This window comes from Paraburkholderia sp. USG1, from assembly GCF_031570135.1.
Classification (GTDB): Bacteria; Pseudomonadota; Gammaproteobacteria; order Burkholderiales; family Burkholderiaceae; genus Paraburkholderia; species Paraburkholderia dioscoreae.
This window is the reverse complement of record NZ_JAMWXW010000012.1, coordinates 123,427-139,140: the sequence shown is the minus strand read 5'-3', so window position 1 is coordinate 139,140 and position 15,714 is coordinate 123,427. Positions and strand designations below refer to the sequence as shown.

Genomic DNA, 15,714 nt, shown 5'->3' with positions numbered 1-15,714 from the left:
TAGCGGCCCGTCAATAGTCGCCCGGCGGTTGCTGCGAGACGCATGCACGCTCCTCGGAGCGATGTTCAGGCGAGTTTTGAGAAACGCTTGACAGTCACCAATCTGTCGCTATAATGTCGGTCTTTGCTGTTCATCACCTGCCCAGGTGGCGAAATTGGTAGACGCACTAGGTTCAGGTCCTAGCGGTGGCAACACTGTGGAGGTTCGAGTCCTCTCTTGGGCACCAGATTCAAAAGTAAAGCCGCTTACGAGCGGCTTTACTTTTTGTGTGAACCCATGTGATCCGTTTCTGTTTATCGGCGTGGATCACGTGGTGAAATGAGTGGTGGCAGGACGGTTGTCGAGCAGTGAAAGCATTCCTTCATTGCACGCGATATCCGCGCGGTTGATTGGAGCGAAGTTAGTTTGAATGTGGGGATTGACACGCTGCATCATCACGCTAAAATAGCGGTCTAGGTTGAAAACGTGCCCAGGTGGCGGAATTGGTAGACGCACTAGGTTCAGGTCCTAGCGGTGGCAACACCGTGGAGGTTCGAGTCCTCTCCTGGGCACCATCAGTTGTTCCGGCGTAAGCCGGTGAAGTTCGAGAAACCCCGTAAGATCAATGTCTTACGGGGTTTTTTGTTGCCTATAGTTCCCGTGGTTCCCGTGGTTCCCGTGCGCGCCACTGGCATTGCTCCGCTACCGACGACCGAGCACGGGCAAGGATAATTTCCTCAGCCTCGGCCCCTACCCCGATATCACGCATCGTTGATGCGCGACGGTCGGCCACTACCGCACGCAATCTCGTACGCGAAGGCATCGATCCGGTTGCATATCGCCAGGCCGAGTCCATCGCCCGCAAACGCCTGGCCGAAGACGCCTTCCATCTCGTGGCCCCGCGCTGGCTCGACTCGTTCGCATGTTGATGCCGGCATGCCCGCTCACTGCGGCACAGCGGTCGTTCGCCAACGGCGATCGCGAACGGCCGCTGGGACATCAACGAATTCACACTGCCGCCCTACTTCGGCCGCTCCGGCCAGCCCGTCCACAACGACCGCCTTTAAGATATTCCGGCCTTCCGCTCCATCCAGTCGGCCGGCGCGCCCTTGACCGGAGCCGTCGGTAGGATGTCCGCCAGGCGAGGACTTTCCATGCGTTTGCGTTCCACCACCGCTCACCGCGCCGGACCATCCGCCCCCTCAGGCGTGAGCACTTCAACCATCGCTTTATGCCTGCGAGGAATGACTGTTATCGACGGTGCCTGCCTTCTTAGAAAAAGGGCTGACCTTCATCATTTGCTCACCGTCAACCAGCAGGAGCAAAACGATGAGCAACTTCCAAACCTACACGATCGATAACGCACCGGCCGCCTCGAAGGCCAGCCTTGAAGACACGAAGCGCGCGTTTGGCTTCGTCCCCAACCTTCAGGCGCATATGGCGGAATCGCCCGCGCTGCTGGCCGGTTACTCGGCGTTGTGGGATCTGTTCTCAAAGAGCACGCTGACGCCGCACGAACAGCAGGTCGTCTACCTGACCTCGAACTTCGAGAACAACTGCCGCTATTGCATGGCCGGTCACAGCACGCTGGCGAAAGTGATCAAGATGGACGCAGGCGTGATCGCCGCGCTGCGCGCCGGCACGCCGCTGCCCGATGCAAAGCTCGAAGCGCTGCATCGTTTCACGACGCTCGTGGTGCGTGAGCGTGGCTTTGTTCCCGACGCTGATGTCGACGCCTTTCTCGCCGCAGGCTACACCCGTCAGAACGTCCTCGAAGTGATTCTGGGCGTGGCAACCAAGGTGATGAGCAACTACACGAACCACATCGCCCACACCGAGCTCGACGGCTTCATGGCCGGTAACGAGTGGACCAAGCCGGTCGCTGTCGCTGCCTAAGCCGTCTCGGGGAGCCGCCTCGCGGCTCTCGTCCAATCCCATATCGAAGCTCACCGAGGAACCGAAATGTCCGCGTTCGACCGCTATAAAGACGCATACGCCAACGCCAGACTGACCCGTACGCCGGACGGCGTGCTCGAAGTCCGCTTCCATACCGACGGCGCGAAGCTCGTCTTCAATGGCCATACGCATGAACAGTTCACCGACATGTTCCATCAGATCGGCGCAGACCCGGATAACCGCGTGGTCATCCTGACCGGTAGCGGTGACGCTTTCATGGACGCGATTTCGCCGGAAGGTTTCGATTTCTTTACTCCGCGCGGCTACGACAAGATCTTCCGCGAAGGCCGCAAGATATTGATGAACATCCTGGACGTCGAAGTCCCGATGATCGCCGCGCTGAACGGCCCGGTCCTGCTGCATTCGGAATACGTCCTGCTGTGCGACATCGTGGTGGCCACACCCGAGACGGTGTTCCAGGACATGCCGCACGCTGCGTTCGGCATCGCCCCCAACGATGGTGTCCATCTGCTGTGGCCGGAAATGATCGGCAGCATTCGCGGCCGGTACTTCGTGCTCACGCAGCAAAAACTCGACGCTGCGGAGGGGAAGTCGCTGGGCGTCGTCAATGAGATCGTACCTGCGGATCAACTGCTCAGTCGTGCGCATGCCATCGCCGCGACTATCGCAAAGCAGCCCCCGCTCACCACCAAATACACCCGCATCGGCCTGACCCAGCGGCTGCGTCGCGTGATCGACGAAGGCATCGGCTACGGGCTGGCGCTCGAAGGTATCACTGCGGCCGAAGTGGCGCGCATTGCGGCAGCGCAGAACGTAGCCTGAAGCCACCGGCTCGTTGGTTCCTCAATTCCTCTTTCTCTCGACGGAGAACACTCATGTCACTGCAAGACAAACTCGACGCATTCCGGGCCGACTTCAAGGCGGGCAAGCCGCCGTTCAACGCACCGCCGGAGATTCATTCGGTGATGGAACGCGCCACGGCAGAACTGATTGCGAGCGGGCAGGCCGCCGGAGCCATTAAGGCCGGTGATCGCGCGCCGCACTTCAACCTGAAAGATCAGGATGGCAACGACGTGTCTTTCGCAGCGCTGCTCCTGAAGGGGCCACTGGTCGTGACGTTCTATCGCGGCGCCTGGTGCCCGTACTGCAATATCGAATTGCAGGCGATCAACGAAGTGCTGCCGCAAATTCAGACATATGGCGCGAACGTCGTGGCGATCTCACCGCAGACACCGCTCACTAGCCGCAAGTCGGTGCGCACCAACGAACTGGGTTTTCCGGTGCTGAGTGACATGAACGGTCGTGAACGGTCAGACGCGCGCCGACTTCGGACTGCGCTTCGCGCTGCCCGACTATCTGGTCGAGCTTTACAAGAACCTGAAGAACGATCTGCCGACGTTCAACAACGATCCCAGCTGGACCTTGCCGATGCCGGCGCGCTATGTCATCGGACAGGACGGCATCGTGCTGTATTCCGAGGTCAATCCGGACTACGCGCGTCGTCCCGACCCGTCGCATATGTTCCCGGTTCTGGAAAAAGCGACCGCCAACGCCTGAGCCTTACTGCTCAGCGCTTAAGGCTAAACGGTCACTACGCCGCGCCGGAGAACCCGCCGCGGCTTTTCGATTCCTTCCTGTTCTTAAAGGACATTTAATGACACAGCGTACTTTTCTCGTTACCGGCGCGACCAAAGGCATCGGTCTCGCGCTGACAGAGCGCCTGATTGGCGACGGCCACCGTGTCGTTGGCCTCGCGCGTGAAGCAAGCGATTTTCCGGGTGAACTCGTCCGTGTCGATCTCGCCGACCGTGATGCAACCAACGCCGTGCTCCAGGATCTGGTGCGCCGGCATTCGTTTGACGGCGTGGTGAACAATGTTGCGCTGGTCAGGCCATAACGTCTGGGTGAAGTCGCGCTCGACGATCTCGACGACGTCCTCGCGCTGAACCTCCATCCGGCGGTCCAGACCGTTCAGGCGTTGCTTCCCGGTATGCGGGCCCGGGGCTGGGGATGGGTCGTGAACCGCCTTCATGACGGGTCAGACGCTGTACGTCGACGGCGGCGCGTCGATCGGCAAGCTAGGGTTCTGAGGGCGTGCCGGCATTGCCGGCAGACGCGACGCCCACTACCTCCGCCACGAAAGCGACGAAGGCGCGCGCCTTCGCACTCACCAGGCGTCCGGCAGGGAATACCGCCCAAAGGTCGATCGGGGGCAATTCCCAGTCGGTCAGCACCGCCTTGACCGTACCATCGGCAAGTTCCGGAGAAAACATCCATTCCGACGCGATCGCGAGGCCCATGCCGCCGAGCACCGTCGTGCGGATGCCCTCGGCGGCGCTGACACTGACGCGACCCGACACGACCACGGCTACTTCCTTGCCGTGCTGGCTGAACGCCCAGGATTCGCCCCCACCGCGTAACGAATAAACCACGGCCTGGTGCTGGCTCAAATCCGCGGGCGATTTCGGCACGCCTGCTTCGGCGAAGTAGCCGGGTGTGCCGACGACCAGCCTCCGGCTCCGCCCAATGCGACGCGCGGTCATGGCCGAATCGTCGAGCGAGCCCATGCGCAATGCAACGTCCACGCCTTTTTCGAGCAGGTCGATGGTGCGATCGTCCAGCACGATGTCAATCTGCAGATTCGGGTGGCGGTTCATGAAGGTCTTGAGCGCCGGCAGGATGTGCAGGCGTGCAAAGGTCACTGCGGCGCTGATGCGTAGCACGCCCGACAGTCCAGTAGACGCGTCGCGCACCACCTGTTCAGCAAGATCCACTTCTTCGATTGCGCGCCGCGCGTGCTCGTAGAACCGCTGACCCGCATCGGTGGGTGTCAGGCCGCGTGTCGAGCGCAGCAGGAGTCGCACGCCGAGCCGCTCTTCGAGCTGCGCGATCGACTTCGAGACGGCCGGCTGCCCGAGCTTAAGCCGTTTTGCGGCCGCCGAGAATGAACCCGCCTCCACGACACTGACATACGTTTCCATTGCTGCCATCCGGTCCATGCCGCTGCTTCTCCTTGAAGGATCGTGAAGTCCGTGTCGTGGCTGAGATGTTTTAAGCCCGAAGTCTATCGCGTCGGAACACGGTCGATGAAATTGGCGTTGTCGAGCGGGCTTTGCAATCCGCACAATCCACGGAAACGATCCGCAGAGACTAAACAGCCCCGCCGCAGGGGATCTTGCGGCGGGGCCAGTAACAACGCTCGCTTCTGGTTCAGATGACCGGCGCTTCGCTGTGGAAGGAATAATCGGTGTAGCCGCGCGCATCGCCGCCATAGAACGTCGAGCGGTCGTAACGGTTCAATGGCGCCCCGACGCGCAGTCGCTCGGGCAGATCCGGATTGGAGATGAACAGGCGGCCGAACGCGACAAGATCGGCGTCGCCTGCCTCGATCATGCGATGCGCACTATCCGCAGTAAAGCCCCCCGCCGCGATGAGGGTGCCTTTGAACACACGACGCAGATCCTTTGCCGAAACCGCCGATACCGCTGCATCGACGTCGTCGTTACCGCGCACACGAGGCTCGACCATATGCAGGTATGCCAGGCCGTAGCCATCCAGACGACGCGCGACGTAGCCGAACGTAGCATGCGGATCGCTATCGGACACCGTGCCATACGAGCTTCCGGGCGAAAGACGAACACCGATCTGGCCAGCGTCCCAAACTGAACCGATGGCATCGAGCACCTCGAACAGAAAGCGCGCGCGATTCTCTAACGAGCCGCCGTATGCATCCGTGCGGTGATTCGAGCCGTCCTGCAGGAACTGGTCAGGCAGATAGCCATTGGCGGCATGCAGTTCGACGCCATCGAAACCGGCCTGTTTCGCAAGCGCCGCGGCGTGACGGAATTCTTCGATCACGCCGGGCATCTCTTCAGGCGCAAGGGCACGAGGTAGCACCTGTTCGACTTCGATAACCTGGCCGTTTTCGTCGTGGATTGCCGAATGTTCATAGGCGCGCACGGCTGAAGGGGACATTCGGTGTGAGCTCGCAACAGGCGCGAATGTAGCGTCATGGCCGCACTGTGCCGGACGACGACTGGCTCAGTGCGACCCTGAGCAGCCGCTGGGGTTGGTGAAACATTAATAGCGGCTTCCAGGACCGTTTCGGACATCGGCCCCGTTATTCGCTGCACCTCGTAGCCGGTGGTGTATGCATATCGTTCGTGCGACGTGACAGGACGCGCTTGCCGTCTTGCTCATTTCTTGCTCATTTCTTGCTCTCAGGAAACATACATCCGCCATTGCGGACCAGCGCCTTCACCTCTTCACTCACCTGCAAGGGGCTCTGACTCAATCGAGCAACGAATTCCTTACGGCGCCGCACGTACGACTTCGAATCGTGCTTCGCACTCCAAAGGACTATGGTAAGCACGACAGGAATGAGGTCCAGGCCCTTCTCGGTCAGCGTGTAAAAGTCCTTCCGCCTGTCGTCGGGGCTGGGTGCCCTCGAGAGAATTCCTTGCTCCTCAAGAAACGCAAGGCGGGAAGCAAGGACATTGGTCGCGATTCCCTCTTCCGATTTCAGGAACTCGCCATACGTCTTCTTGCCGGCAAAAACGATGTCGCGAATGATCAGGAGCGACCAGCGGTCGCCGAAGATCTCCACGCCGTAGTTCACTGCGCAATGGGACCGAACGTCTTCTTTAGATGTCGTCTTCATGGCTGGATATTAACATCGCTTGCTTGATGCAAGTAAAATTCCATGTTTACTTGTTTTTTGCAAGTAATTTGAATAGGATGGTTGCTAGTGGTTACGAGCGCCACCCAACTCACCAGGAGACAGCACATGAGCACTATCAGCATCATCGGCGCAGATGGCATGGCCGCAGCGATCGGCGGTCTTGCCGCCGGGGCCGGACACACCGTCGAGATGATGAGTCGCGACGCCGCCAGGGCGCGGGCGCTCGCCGGGCAGGTTGGAGCCGGCGCGACGACAGGAACGTTCGGCGCCGCCCCGGCCGGGGACATTGTCATCCTGGCGGTTCCCTACTCCGCCGTTCTCGGCGTGGTGAAGCAGTACGGCGAAGAGCTGGCAGGCAAGGTTCTAGTCGACATCACCAACGCCGTCGCCTCCGACCACACGAATTCTGTGACCCTCCACTCCGTCAAGCCCACCCACCTCTCAATCGGCGGCAGCCTTCTCGGCTGAGTGCATCGGTACCACCACTTCTCGCATCACATCACCTACAAGGAGCAATAACATGCACGTTTTGGTCACTGGCGGGACCGGCCATATCGGTTCGTACATCATCCCCGAGCTCATCGCCGCCGGCCACGAGGTCACCGGCCTGGCCAGGTCGGACAAGTCCGCGGCGGCGGTGTCCGCGCTCGGGGCCAAGGTGCGTCGCGGGGATGTTTCCGACCTCGATGGGCTCAAGGCGGCAGCGGCGGATTCCGATGGCGTCATCCACCTCGCGCACAGGCAGGACCTGCTTCCCTCCGGCGGGATCGATGCCGTGGCCGCCGCGGAACTGCAGATCATGCGCGCGTACGGCGAGGCGCTGGCAGGGACCGGAAAGCCGCTGGTCGCGGCGGGGAGCATTGGCTCGCCCGGGTGGGAAAACCTGGGCCGGCCAGCCACGGAGGAGGATCCGCCCCTTCCCGGCGGCGACGAGTACAGGGGAACCCTGCGGGTTCGTAACGTCGTGGAGATCGCTGTGCTCGGCCTCGCGGCGCGGGGCGTGCGGTCTTCGATCGTGCGGATTCCTCCCATCGCGCACAGCACGACCGATAGTGCCGGCTTCCTCCCGCTGCTGATCGGGCTCGCGAAGCAGAAAGGCGCCATCGGCTACCCCGGAGATGGCGCGAACCTGTGGCCGGCCGTGCACAGCCGCGACCTCGCCTCCTTGTTCCGGCTGGCGCTGGAGAAGGGTCCGGCTGGAAAAAATTGGCACGGGATCGAGGGCGCGGGCATCCGGTTCCGCGAGATCGCCGAGGCCATTGGCAGCCATCTGGGCCTGCCGGCCGTGAGCATTCCCGCGGACGTACTGATGCTGCCGGGATACTTTGGATTCCTCGCGAATATGGTCACGCTGAACCTCCCGGCGTCCAACCTCATCACCCGCCAGACCCTCGGCTGGGAACCCGCCCAGCCCTGGCTGCTCGCCGATCTGGACAACGGCCATTACTTCCCTGCCGGCTGAGTCGAGCTGAGGCAGGGAGCCGGGTCGCAACGAGCCCGGCGGACAGCGATGTCGCGATGCCGTGATCCGTTCGACCAAAGATTCTGTCGACCCGGGGATGTCATGAGGGATGACGCACGCAGCTCGCCACACACGAAATATTAGCCGGGGGATGCCCCGGTTAAAGACTACGGAGCAAGACCCCAACTCACGAGGAATCTGCACATGAGCACTATCCGCACTATCCGCACTATTAGCATCATCGGCTCGGGAGGCATGGCCGCGGCGATCGGCGGCCGTACCGCCAAGGCTGGGTACACCGTCGAGGTAATCAGCCGCGACCCCGCCAGGGCGCGGGCGCTGGCCGACCAGCTCGCAGCCGGAGCGACCACAGGGACGTACGGCGCCGCGCCAGCGGGCGACATCGTCATCCTCGCCGTGCCGTACAACGGTGCGGCGGCGGTGGTGGCCGAGTACGGGAAAGCGCTCGACGGCAAGGTGATCATCGATATCACCAACCCGATCTCCCCCGACGCCACGGGCCTCGTCACCCCCGCCGGCAGTTCTGCTGCGCAGGAGATCGCCAGGGGCGCCCCCGTCGGCGCGCATGTCGTGAAGGCGTTCAACACCCTCTTCGGACCCGTCCTTGCTCGGGGTGGGCGCCTCGATGCGTTCATCGCGGCCGACGATCCGGAGGCCAAGGCGCGCGTCTCAACCTTCATCGAGAGTCTCGGCCTTCGTCCGTTCGATGTCGGCGGCCTACATATGGCCCAGACGCTCGAGTCGCTTGGCCTGATGCTCATCGGTCTGGCCAAAAACGGCGCCGGCACCTTCGACATCGCCTTGAAGGTCGATGTCGGCTGAATCACCGACACCTCGTCCTCACCGGCAGGTCCACGACACCACTGGGAACAACACGTCTCTCACGTCGTTCTCATCGACCAACTCGGCTTTTCTGCCATATGAAATCGCGCCGAAGAGCGTGGGATCTACACGCTGCGGCGGCTCGGCCTGGAAATCCTGCGGCAGGTCAAGGGAGTAGAGACCGTCCGACTTCTGTGCGGAGGAATTCCACCTGCCGCCCTCCTACGAACGCGGAGGGTCGTATGACTCAGCGGTTCTTCAGCGTCCTGCTAAAGCAAACGGTCTCGCTCGGCGAGAATGCTCACCATTTCTGCCATGTTCTCGGTTCCCCAAGTGCACAGCGGGACAATCCTGTCGGCCAGACTGCGTCCGAGCGGGGTCAGCGCGTAGTCCACGCGCGGTGGCACCTCCTTGTAGTCGGTCCGCGCCAGCACGCGATCGGCTTCCAGTTCCTTCAATTGCTGGATCAGCACCTTTGCGCTGACGCCGTGGACGTTGCGCTTGAGCTCGCCGTAGCGCTTCGGGCCGTCGAGCAGAAAGTACAGGATCAGCGGCTTCCACTTGCCCGCGATGATGCTGAGCGTGGCGGCGAGCCCGTAGGAGTAGCGACCCCCGCAATTTTGAGAACAGTCAGTCATTTTTCATGGTTACCAAAAGGTGCATACTTGTCCGTAGGTTATCAGAACTGCATACTGATCTCAAGCCAGCAGTTCCCTGCTTCCGTACAACTCCAAGGAAGGATGCACGACATGACCAGACTGAATGGAAAGACCGCTGTGATCACCGGCGGCGCTACCGGCATCGGCCGCGCCGCAGCAAAGCGCTTTATCGAGGAGGGCGCCTTCGTCTTCATCTACGGCCGCCGGCAGGAAGCGCTCGACGCCGCTGTGGCCGAGCTCGGCCCCAATGCCCGCGCGGTGAAGGGCTCGGTCTCGGATGAGGCCGACCTCGACCGACTCTACGCGGCGGTGAAGGCCGAGCGCGGAACCCTCGACATCGTCTTCGCCAATGCCGGGGCGGGAAGCCAGCTTGCGCTCGGCAAGATCACCGCCGAGCACATTGACGAAACCTTCGACACCAATGTGAAGGGTACGATCTTCACGGTCCAGAAGGCGCTGCCGCTGATGGGCCAGGGCGGTTCGATAATCCTGACCGGATCGAGCGCCGGCACCACAGGCGCCCCGGGAATGAGCGCCTACAGCGCGAGCAAGGCGGCAGTGCGCAACCTCGCGCGGACCTGGGCCGAGGACCTGAAGGGCACCGGCATCCGGGTGAACGTGTTGTCGCCCGGGGCGACGGCGACCGAACTCGCGAAAGCAGCGCTCGGCGAAGAAGGCCAGAAGGTCTACGCCGCTATGACTCCGCTCCAGCGCATGGCCAATCCGTCGGAGATCGGGGCCGTGGCCGCCTTTCTCGCGTCGTCGGACAGCAGCTTCATGACCGCCAGCGAGGTCGCTGTCGACGGCGGCCTGGCGCAACTCTGACGCTACGCCCTACGGCGCTCCACTCGATTATCCGGAGCGCCGTAAGGCTCGGCAAACTGAAGGAAAATATATGAGCTACGCAATTATCGGCTTCGGCAAGATCGGCCAGGCGCTGGCCAGGGCGTTTGCCCGAAGCGGCATCGAAGTGTCAGTTGCAACCACTCGCGACCCTGAAAGCTTTGCATCCGCCGCGGCCGCGATCGGACCCACGATCGACTTCAGGGATGCGATCGTTCCCTCGCTTGCCCCAGTCGCGGATCTATTTCGATCACGTCCGACTAGATCGGACACGATCAGATGCAACAGAAATGGAGAGATTTCGATGAGCACGCAAGAGAATGTCCAGATTGTGAAGGATTTTTTTGCAGCAATGAGCCGCGGCGACAAGCAAGGTCTGCTGGCGATTTGTGCCGAAGACATTGAGTGGGTCATTCCGGGCGAGTGGGCGCTGGCTGGCACACACCGCAGACACGAGGGATTGGCGGATCTGCTTCAGAAGGCTTCCGAAATGGTGGAAACGTCATACCCACAGCCCCCCGAATTCGTAGCGCAGGGCGACCGGGTTCTGGTTGTCGGCTTCGCCGCCGGCAGAGTCAAAGCCACGAATAGGACGTTCGAGGACGATTGGGTCTTCGCCATTACCGTTCGAAATGGCAAAGTGACGAACATCCGGGAGTACATCGACACGCTTGCACTGGCACGGGCCTCCGAACTTTAAGGCTGGAGCGGGCGCTGAATCCAACAACAGTAGACAATCCGTTGGGTCGAACTGAGTCTGTGGAAGTCGCAGGCAGGTTAATACACCTTATCAGACCGAGGTTGCGACGTCTAAAACAGAGCAGTGCGATATCGTTCCAATGCAAGCAAACCGCAGGCTATAACATAGACCATTGAAAGCAGGATTCCAGTAAGAGACGTCGAAATCGGCAGCCTGAGCTTCAGCAATTCGGCGCTGAGCGACTAATCAACTTCGCTTATTCGCGTCCGCGTATTTGCGTTCTGCGCAGTAGCTGTGAGCCCATCGTCCTGTTGACGCGGGCCATGGCTTTTTTGTCAGGTCGGGCAACGCTTCGGCGCCCGCGGTGTTTTCTTTGCCTGGTTGAATTCGAGCAGTAGCATGTCGCGAAACCCGTTTGCCGCCGTAGACAACGGGCGAGCGGTCGACGTAATCAGATACGCGCGATAGTCGATGCGCGGCTTGAACGCGGCGATGTGATAGCCCAGATGCGCGAACTCGAGCGCCGACTCGCGGATCACGAGCCCGACGCCCAGACCATGCGCCACCATATGGCAGACCGTCGATGCCCACGGGGTCTCCGCGCGAATGCGTCGCTCGACGCCGCTCGAATCGAACACCGCATCGATCGACGTGCGCGCCTTCACCTTGGCGGCCATCGAAATGAAGTCTTCGCCGGACAGATCGGTTGGCTGCAACACAGGTCGTCCAGTCAGGCGGTGCCCTTTGGGCAGAATGCAGACAATCTCCGAACTGGCGATTTCCTCGCTACGCAACCCCTCGCGATCGGATGCGCGCAGCGCGATACCGAGATCGATGGTCTGCCGCGACACGGCTTCGATCACGCTATCGGTCGACATCGGCTCCAGCGACGTCAGCAGTTCCTCACGCCCCGCGACATAGCGTGTGATCCGTTCAGTGATCCAGCCCTCGGCGAATGCGGGAAATACGCCGACGCGCAAATAGCCGCGCCGCATGGTGCCGATTTCTCTCGCTACATCGTTCAGGTAATCGAGGCCGCGATATACCTGCGTGACTTCGGCGAAGAAAATTTCCGCTTCTGGCGTCGGCACCAGCTTGCCTCGGCGCCGCTCGAAAGCGACGAAACCGGCCTCCTGCTCGAAGCGCTCGATCATCCGGCTCACGGCCGGTTGCGATACGTTAAGGCGCTGTCCGGCGGCGGTGATCGAGCCGTGCGTCATCACCGCGACGAACACTTCCATCTGCTTGGCATTGAGCCTGGCCACGAGCCTGTCTCCCCGATTATTGGCGCAACGCGGTGGTGTTGAAAGCCACCGTGCAGCGATTTTAGGGCATTACATAGAGTAGGATCAAACGAACAAAATTGTACTAGATGTAATAGTTTTGCCTGCCTATAGTCGCTTCATCGACGCATTGCGCGCCTTTCAAAACGACTGCTTCACGAGGACAGGCCAGTGGACATTGAAGCTCGAAAAGACATGCAGGACGCCGCTGCGTTTTTCACGGAGACGCCGGCCGCCCGCCGGCAAAATGGCGAAGCGTACAGGGCCGCCGTGCAGCAGCCTGCGGGCTTGCGCATTCACGCGCGCCCGAAGAAATCCGACTGGTTCTGGTACGCCATGCTACTTGTCGTCGTCATCCTGTTCGTCGAACTGGTGGTAGACAACCCGCGCTGGCAATGGGACATCGTCGCCCATTACCTGTTCAACAAGCGCGTGCTGAAGGGATTAGGGAATACGCTGGTCCTCACCGCGTCGTCGAGCGCGCTTGGCCTGTGTTTTGGGGTCGTGATCGCCGCCTGCCGGATGGCCGACAACGCAGTGCTGCGCGCCGCCGGTTACGTGTACATCTGGATCATCCGCGCGACGCCGCCGCTAGCAATGCTGCTGTTGCTGTTCTTTCTGTCGGCGCTGATTCCGCGGCTCTATCTGCCGCTGCCGTTCCTTCACGCGAATCTGTTCGACATCGACACCAACCAGATCATCTCGCGCTTCAGCGCGGCCGTGATCGGTCTCGCGATGTACCTCGGCGGCTATAGCGCGGAAATTTTTCGCGGCGGCGTCTCAGCCGTCGATCGCGGACAGCGCGAAGCCTGCAAGGCGATCGGCATGAGCGATTTCCACACGATGTGGCATGTGGTCATGCCGCAAGCGGTGCGCATCATCATTCCGCCGCTCGCCAACGAACTGATCACGATGTTCAAGAACACGTCGCTCGTCACGGTGATCGGTTACGTCGAACTCCTGACGACCGTGCAGTTGATCTACGCGACCAACTTCGAAACGATTCCGCTGCTGACCGTCGCCTGTATCTGGTATCTGGCGCTGACGAGCCTCGCAATGGCGGCGCAGAGTCTGCTTGAACGTCACTTCAGGAAAGGAGTGCGGACGTGAACGCGATCCACGAGGACACATCGGCGATGAACGACACGACACGCTTTCTCGACATGCGCGCCGTCACGAAGCAGTTCGGCGACTTCACCGCGCTGGATGCCGTGGACTTCTCGCTGTCCAAAGGCGAAGTCGTTGCGATGATCGGGCCGTCCGGTTCGGGCAAGAGCACACTGCTTCGCTGCATCAATATGCTCGAATTGATCGACGCCGGCAGCATCACCTTCAAGGGCGAAGTGCTCGGCACAGAAATGCGCGGTACGCGGTGCGTGCGCCTGCCGAAGAAAACACTCGATCAGCAACGCCGTTACTTCGGCATGGTCTTTCAGGGCTTCCATCTGTTCCCGCACTATTCGGCGCTCGACAACGTGCTGGCCGGCCCGTGCATTGTCGGGCGCAAGCGCAAGCGCGACGTGATGGAGCGCGGCAAGTATCTGCTGTCGCGCGTTGGACTCGCGGACCGGATGCACCACTACCCGGCCGAACTGTCCGGCGGACAGAAGCAGCGCGTCGCGATTGCACGCGCGCTCGCAATGGAACCAGAAGTGATGCTGTTCGACGAGCCGACCAGTGCGCTCGATCCGGAACTCGTCAACGAAGTGCTCAACGTGATCAGGGAGCTGGCGCTCGCGGGCACCACGATGGTCGTCGTCACGCACGAGATGGAATTTGCGCGCAAGGTGGCGAGCCGCGTGGTGCTGATGGACGGCGGCCGCATCGTCGAAGAGGGCACACCAGCCCACATCTTCAATGGCGGCGGCACCGAACGCTGCAAACGCTTTCTTTCCAGCCTGCGCACCTAGCGCATGGCGGTTAACCGGTGTTTTGGAAACTTCGATCGGGATTGTAAAAATGACTGCTACAGACGGAAAGATCAGAATTGGCCTCTCGATGCGCTATCTGGGTTATCACATGGCCGCATGGCGGCATCCGGATGTGCCGGCAGCGGGCGCCATCGATTTCAATTACTTTCTTCGTACTGCAAAGAAAGCCGAAGAAGCAAAACTCGACATGATTTTCTTTGCCGACGGAATCGGTATCCGCGCAAACGATACGCCTAAAGGATCGCTCGCCCGCGACGCAAAGAATGCCGAACTCGAACCGCTGACCTTGCTGGCGGCGATCGGCGCGTGCACGTCGCATATCGGCCTCGTCGCGACGGCTTCGACCACGTACAACGAGCCTTTCCATATCGCACGCAAGTATGCGTCGATCGACCATATCAGCGGCGGCCGCGCGGGCTGGAACGTCGTCACGTCGTGGTCGCAGCAGGAAGCGTGGAATTTCAGCCGCGACGAACATCTCGGCTATGACGAGCGTTATGAGCGCGCGGACGAATTCGTCGAAGTGGTCAGGAAGCTCTGGGATAGCTGGGAAGACGACGCGTTTATCCGTGATAAGGCGAGCGGCGTCTTCTATGACGAGGCGAAGCTGCACGTGCCGGATCACAAGGGCAAGCACTTCAAGGTGCGCGGCCCACTGAACTCCGCGCGCACGCCGCAAGGCCGGCCCATCATCGTGCAAGCCGGTGCCGCCGAAGCGGGACGCGAACTTGCCGCGCGCTATGCCGATGTCGTCTATAGCAATGCAAGCGGCATGGAAGGCGCCAAGGCCTACTATGACGATCTCAAAGGCCGCCTTGCGAAATACGGCCGCAGGCCGGATCAACTTTTGATCATGCCCGGCGTCACACTGTATGTCGGCAAGACGCGCGGCGAAGCGCAGGACAAGTTCGATCAGTTGCAAAACCTGATCGATCCGCTTAGCGGACTGGCCATTCTGTACGGCGTGCTCGGCGATCTGTCCGAATACGATCTAGACGGCCCGGTGCCCGATGTCGGCAATCAGCGTGTGCGCAGTATTGCGGAAAATCTGCTGGCGCTGGCGCACAGGGAAAACCTGACGATCCGCCAGATGTACAAGCGCGTGGCCTCGGGCAATAACTGGCAGATCGTCGGCACCGCGGAAGACATCGTCGACGAAATGGAAAGGTGGTTCCGGGCCGGCGCTGCCGATGGCTTCAATATCTGCCCGGCGACGTTGCCGCAAGGTGTCGACGACCTGACGCAATACATTCTTCCCGAGCTGCGCAAGCGCGGACTGTTTCGCACCGAGTACGAGGCGAGCACGCTGAGGGGCAATCTCGGACTGCAGCCCCTGCACTTTGGCGATTAGATTTCGGCGACTAAAAAAGTATCGTGCGCCGCTTGCCAAGGAGCGGTGCCTTTCTGACGCGAGGC

15 protein-coding genes, 2 tRNA genes and 2 pseudogenes are annotated in these 15,714 nt (G+C 61.1%); 14 read left to right on the top strand and 5 right to left on the bottom strand.

Annotated features, from left to right (window positions below; all coding sequences use genetic code 11):
- Window positions 1-139 precede the first annotated feature (139 nt).
- The 6 genes and pseudogenes from NE850_RS17705 to NE850_RS39490 form a co-directional block, all read left to right on the top strand.
- A tRNA-Leu gene (locus NE850_RS17705) sits at window positions 140-226 on the top strand.
- Window positions 227-467: 241 nt separating this feature from the next.
- Window positions 468-554, top strand: a tRNA-Leu gene (locus tag NE850_RS17700).
- A 754-nt stretch (window positions 555-1,308) separates the two neighbouring features.
- Window positions 1,309-1,875 (top strand): carboxymuconolactone decarboxylase family protein, encoded by a 567-nt coding sequence (locus NE850_RS17695; RefSeq protein ID WP_165185718.1) that lies wholly within the window; start codon window positions 1,309-1,311, stop codon window positions 1,873-1,875.
- A gap of 66 nt (window positions 1,876-1,941) precedes the next feature.
- Complete coding sequence (locus tag NE850_RS17690; protein ID WP_165185715.1) at window positions 1,942-2,718, top strand: enoyl-CoA hydratase/isomerase family protein; 777 nt, start codon at window positions 1,942-1,944, stop codon at window positions 2,716-2,718.
- Between the two features lie 53 nt (window positions 2,719-2,771).
- A pseudogene (locus NE850_RS17685) lies at window positions 2,772-3,453 on the top strand (peroxiredoxin-like family protein).
- 97 nt (window positions 3,454-3,550) lie between these two features.
- Window positions 3,551-3,919: pseudogene (locus NE850_RS39490) on the top strand (SDR family NAD(P)-dependent oxidoreductase); the annotation flags it as partial.
- A 55-nt stretch (window positions 3,920-3,974) separates the two neighbouring features.
- Here NE850_RS39490 and NE850_RS17675 read toward each other — a convergent pair.
- From NE850_RS17675 to NE850_RS17665, 3 genes are all read right to left on the bottom strand, one after another.
- Complete coding sequence (locus NE850_RS17675) at window positions 3,975-4,895, bottom strand: LysR family transcriptional regulator (protein ID WP_165185712.1); 921 nt, start codon at window positions 4,893-4,895, stop codon at window positions 3,975-3,977.
- Between the two features lie 211 nt (window positions 4,896-5,106).
- On the bottom strand, window positions 5,107-5,871 hold the full coding sequence (locus tag NE850_RS17670) for a hypothetical protein (protein ID WP_310699013.1): 765 nt from the start codon (window positions 5,869-5,871) through the stop codon (window positions 5,107-5,109).
- A 232-nt stretch (window positions 5,872-6,103) separates the two neighbouring features.
- A complete protein-coding gene (locus NE850_RS17665) occupies window positions 6,104-6,556 on the bottom strand; it encodes a helix-turn-helix domain-containing protein (protein ID WP_007182207.1) in 453 nt (150 codons plus the stop codon).
- Window positions 6,557-6,682: 126 nt separating this feature from the next.
- On the opposite strand from NE850_RS17665, the gene NE850_RS17660 reads away from it, so the two are divergent.
- The 3 genes from NE850_RS17660 (at window position 6,683) to NE850_RS17650 (ending at window position 8,882) form a co-directional block, all read left to right on the top strand.
- The gene (locus tag NE850_RS17660) at window positions 6,683-7,045 is read left to right on the top strand and encodes an NAD(P)-binding domain-containing protein (protein WP_310699012.1); all 363 of its coding nucleotides are present in this window, start codon (window positions 6,683-6,685) and stop codon (window positions 7,043-7,045) included.
- A 52-nt stretch (window positions 7,046-7,097) separates the two neighbouring features.
- Window positions 7,098-8,039 (top strand): SDR family oxidoreductase, encoded by a 942-nt coding sequence (locus NE850_RS17655; protein ID WP_007182209.1) that lies wholly within the window; start codon window positions 7,098-7,100, stop codon window positions 8,037-8,039.
- A 204-nt stretch (window positions 8,040-8,243) separates the two neighbouring features.
- On the top strand, window positions 8,244-8,882 hold the full coding sequence (locus NE850_RS17650; protein WP_007182210.1) for an NADPH-dependent F420 reductase: 639 nt from the start codon (window positions 8,244-8,246) through the stop codon (window positions 8,880-8,882).
- Window positions 8,883-9,151: 269 nt separating this feature from the next.
- Here NE850_RS17650 and NE850_RS17645 read toward each other — a convergent pair whose 3' ends face one another.
- Window positions 9,152-9,520, bottom strand: a complete 369-nt coding sequence (locus tag NE850_RS17645) for a helix-turn-helix domain-containing protein (RefSeq protein WP_007182211.1) — start codon at window positions 9,518-9,520, stop codon at window positions 9,152-9,154.
- A gap of 111 nt (window positions 9,521-9,631) precedes the next feature.
- Between NE850_RS17645 and NE850_RS17640 the strand changes: the two genes are divergently transcribed.
- The gene (locus tag NE850_RS17640) at window positions 9,632-10,366 is read left to right on the top strand and encodes an SDR family NAD(P)-dependent oxidoreductase (protein ID WP_165185706.1); all 735 of its coding nucleotides are present in this window, start codon (window positions 9,632-9,634) and stop codon (window positions 10,364-10,366) included.
- A 70-nt stretch (window positions 10,367-10,436) separates the two neighbouring features.
- Complete coding sequence (locus tag NE850_RS17635; protein ID WP_007182213.1) at window positions 10,437-11,084, top strand: nuclear transport factor 2 family protein; 648 nt, start codon at window positions 10,437-10,439, stop codon at window positions 11,082-11,084.
- Between the two features lie 335 nt (window positions 11,085-11,419).
- Here the strand turns inward: NE850_RS17635 and NE850_RS17630 are convergent, their stop codons facing one another.
- Window positions 11,420-12,349 (bottom strand): LysR substrate-binding domain-containing protein, encoded by a 930-nt coding sequence (locus NE850_RS17630; RefSeq protein WP_007182214.1) that lies wholly within the window; start codon window positions 12,347-12,349, stop codon window positions 11,420-11,422.
- Window positions 12,350-12,562: 213 nt separating this feature from the next.
- On the opposite strand from NE850_RS17630, the gene NE850_RS17625 reads away from it, so the two are divergent.
- From NE850_RS17625 to NE850_RS17615, 3 genes are read left to right on the top strand one after another with little or no spacing between them, the layout of a single operon-like run.
- Window positions 12,563-13,477, top strand: coding sequence for an amino acid ABC transporter permease (locus tag NE850_RS17625; RefSeq protein WP_310699010.1), 915 nt, complete (start codon window positions 12,563-12,565; stop codon window positions 13,475-13,477).
- 26 nt (window positions 13,478-13,503) lie between these two features.
- On the top strand, window positions 13,504-14,277 hold the full coding sequence (locus NE850_RS17620; protein ID WP_405044855.1) for an amino acid ABC transporter ATP-binding protein: 774 nt from the start codon (window positions 13,504-13,506) through the stop codon (window positions 14,275-14,277).
- A 49-nt stretch (window positions 14,278-14,326) separates the two neighbouring features.
- Complete coding sequence (locus NE850_RS17615; protein WP_007182217.1) at window positions 14,327-15,649, top strand: LLM class flavin-dependent oxidoreductase; 1,323 nt, start codon at window positions 14,327-14,329, stop codon at window positions 15,647-15,649.
- The last annotated feature ends 65 nt before the right edge of the window (window positions 15,650-15,714 follow it).

Excerpts from the sequence above, each read along its gene's own strand:
- NE850_RS17675 (WP_165185712.1), bottom strand. The coding sequence starts at position 4,895 with ATGGACCGGATGGCAGCAATGGAAACGTATGTCAGTGTCGTGGAGGCG.
- NE850_RS17695 (WP_165185718.1), top strand. The coding sequence starts at position 1,309 with ATGAGCAACTTCCAAACCTACACGATCGATAACGCACCGGCCGCCTCG.
- NE850_RS17615 (WP_007182217.1), top strand. The coding sequence starts at position 14,327 with ATGACTGCTACAGACGGAAAGATCAGAATTGGCCTCTCGATGCGCTAT.
- NE850_RS17670 (WP_310699013.1), bottom strand. The coding sequence starts at position 5,871 with ATGTCCCCTTCAGCCGTGCGCGCCTATGAACATTCGGCAATCCACGAC.
- NE850_RS17660 (WP_310699012.1), top strand. The coding sequence starts at position 6,683 with ATGAGCACTATCAGCATCATCGGCGCAGATGGCATGGCCGCAGCGATC.
- NE850_RS17650 (WP_007182210.1), top strand. The coding sequence starts at position 8,244 with ATGAGCACTATCCGCACTATCCGCACTATTAGCATCATCGGCTCGGGA.
- NE850_RS17625 (WP_310699010.1), top strand. The coding sequence starts at position 12,563 with ATGCAGGACGCCGCTGCGTTTTTCACGGAGACGCCGGCCGCCCGCCGG.
- NE850_RS17655 (WP_007182209.1), top strand. The coding sequence starts at position 7,098 with ATGCACGTTTTGGTCACTGGCGGGACCGGCCATATCGGTTCGTACATC.
- NE850_RS17640 (WP_165185706.1), top strand. The coding sequence starts at position 9,632 with ATGACCAGACTGAATGGAAAGACCGCTGTGATCACCGGCGGCGCTACC.
- NE850_RS17620 (WP_405044855.1), top strand. The coding sequence starts at position 13,504 with ATGAACGACACGACACGCTTTCTCGACATGCGCGCCGTCACGAAGCAG.
- NE850_RS17665 (WP_007182207.1), bottom strand. The coding sequence starts at position 6,556 with ATGAAGACGACATCTAAAGAAGACGTTCGGTCCCATTGCGCAGTGAAC.
- NE850_RS17645 (WP_007182211.1), bottom strand. The coding sequence starts at position 9,520 with ATGACTGACTGTTCTCAAAATTGCGGGGGTCGCTACTCCTACGGGCTC.
- NE850_RS17635 (WP_007182213.1), top strand. The coding sequence starts at position 10,437 with ATGAGCTACGCAATTATCGGCTTCGGCAAGATCGGCCAGGCGCTGGCC.
- NE850_RS17690 (WP_165185715.1), top strand. The coding sequence starts at position 1,942 with ATGTCCGCGTTCGACCGCTATAAAGACGCATACGCCAACGCCAGACTG.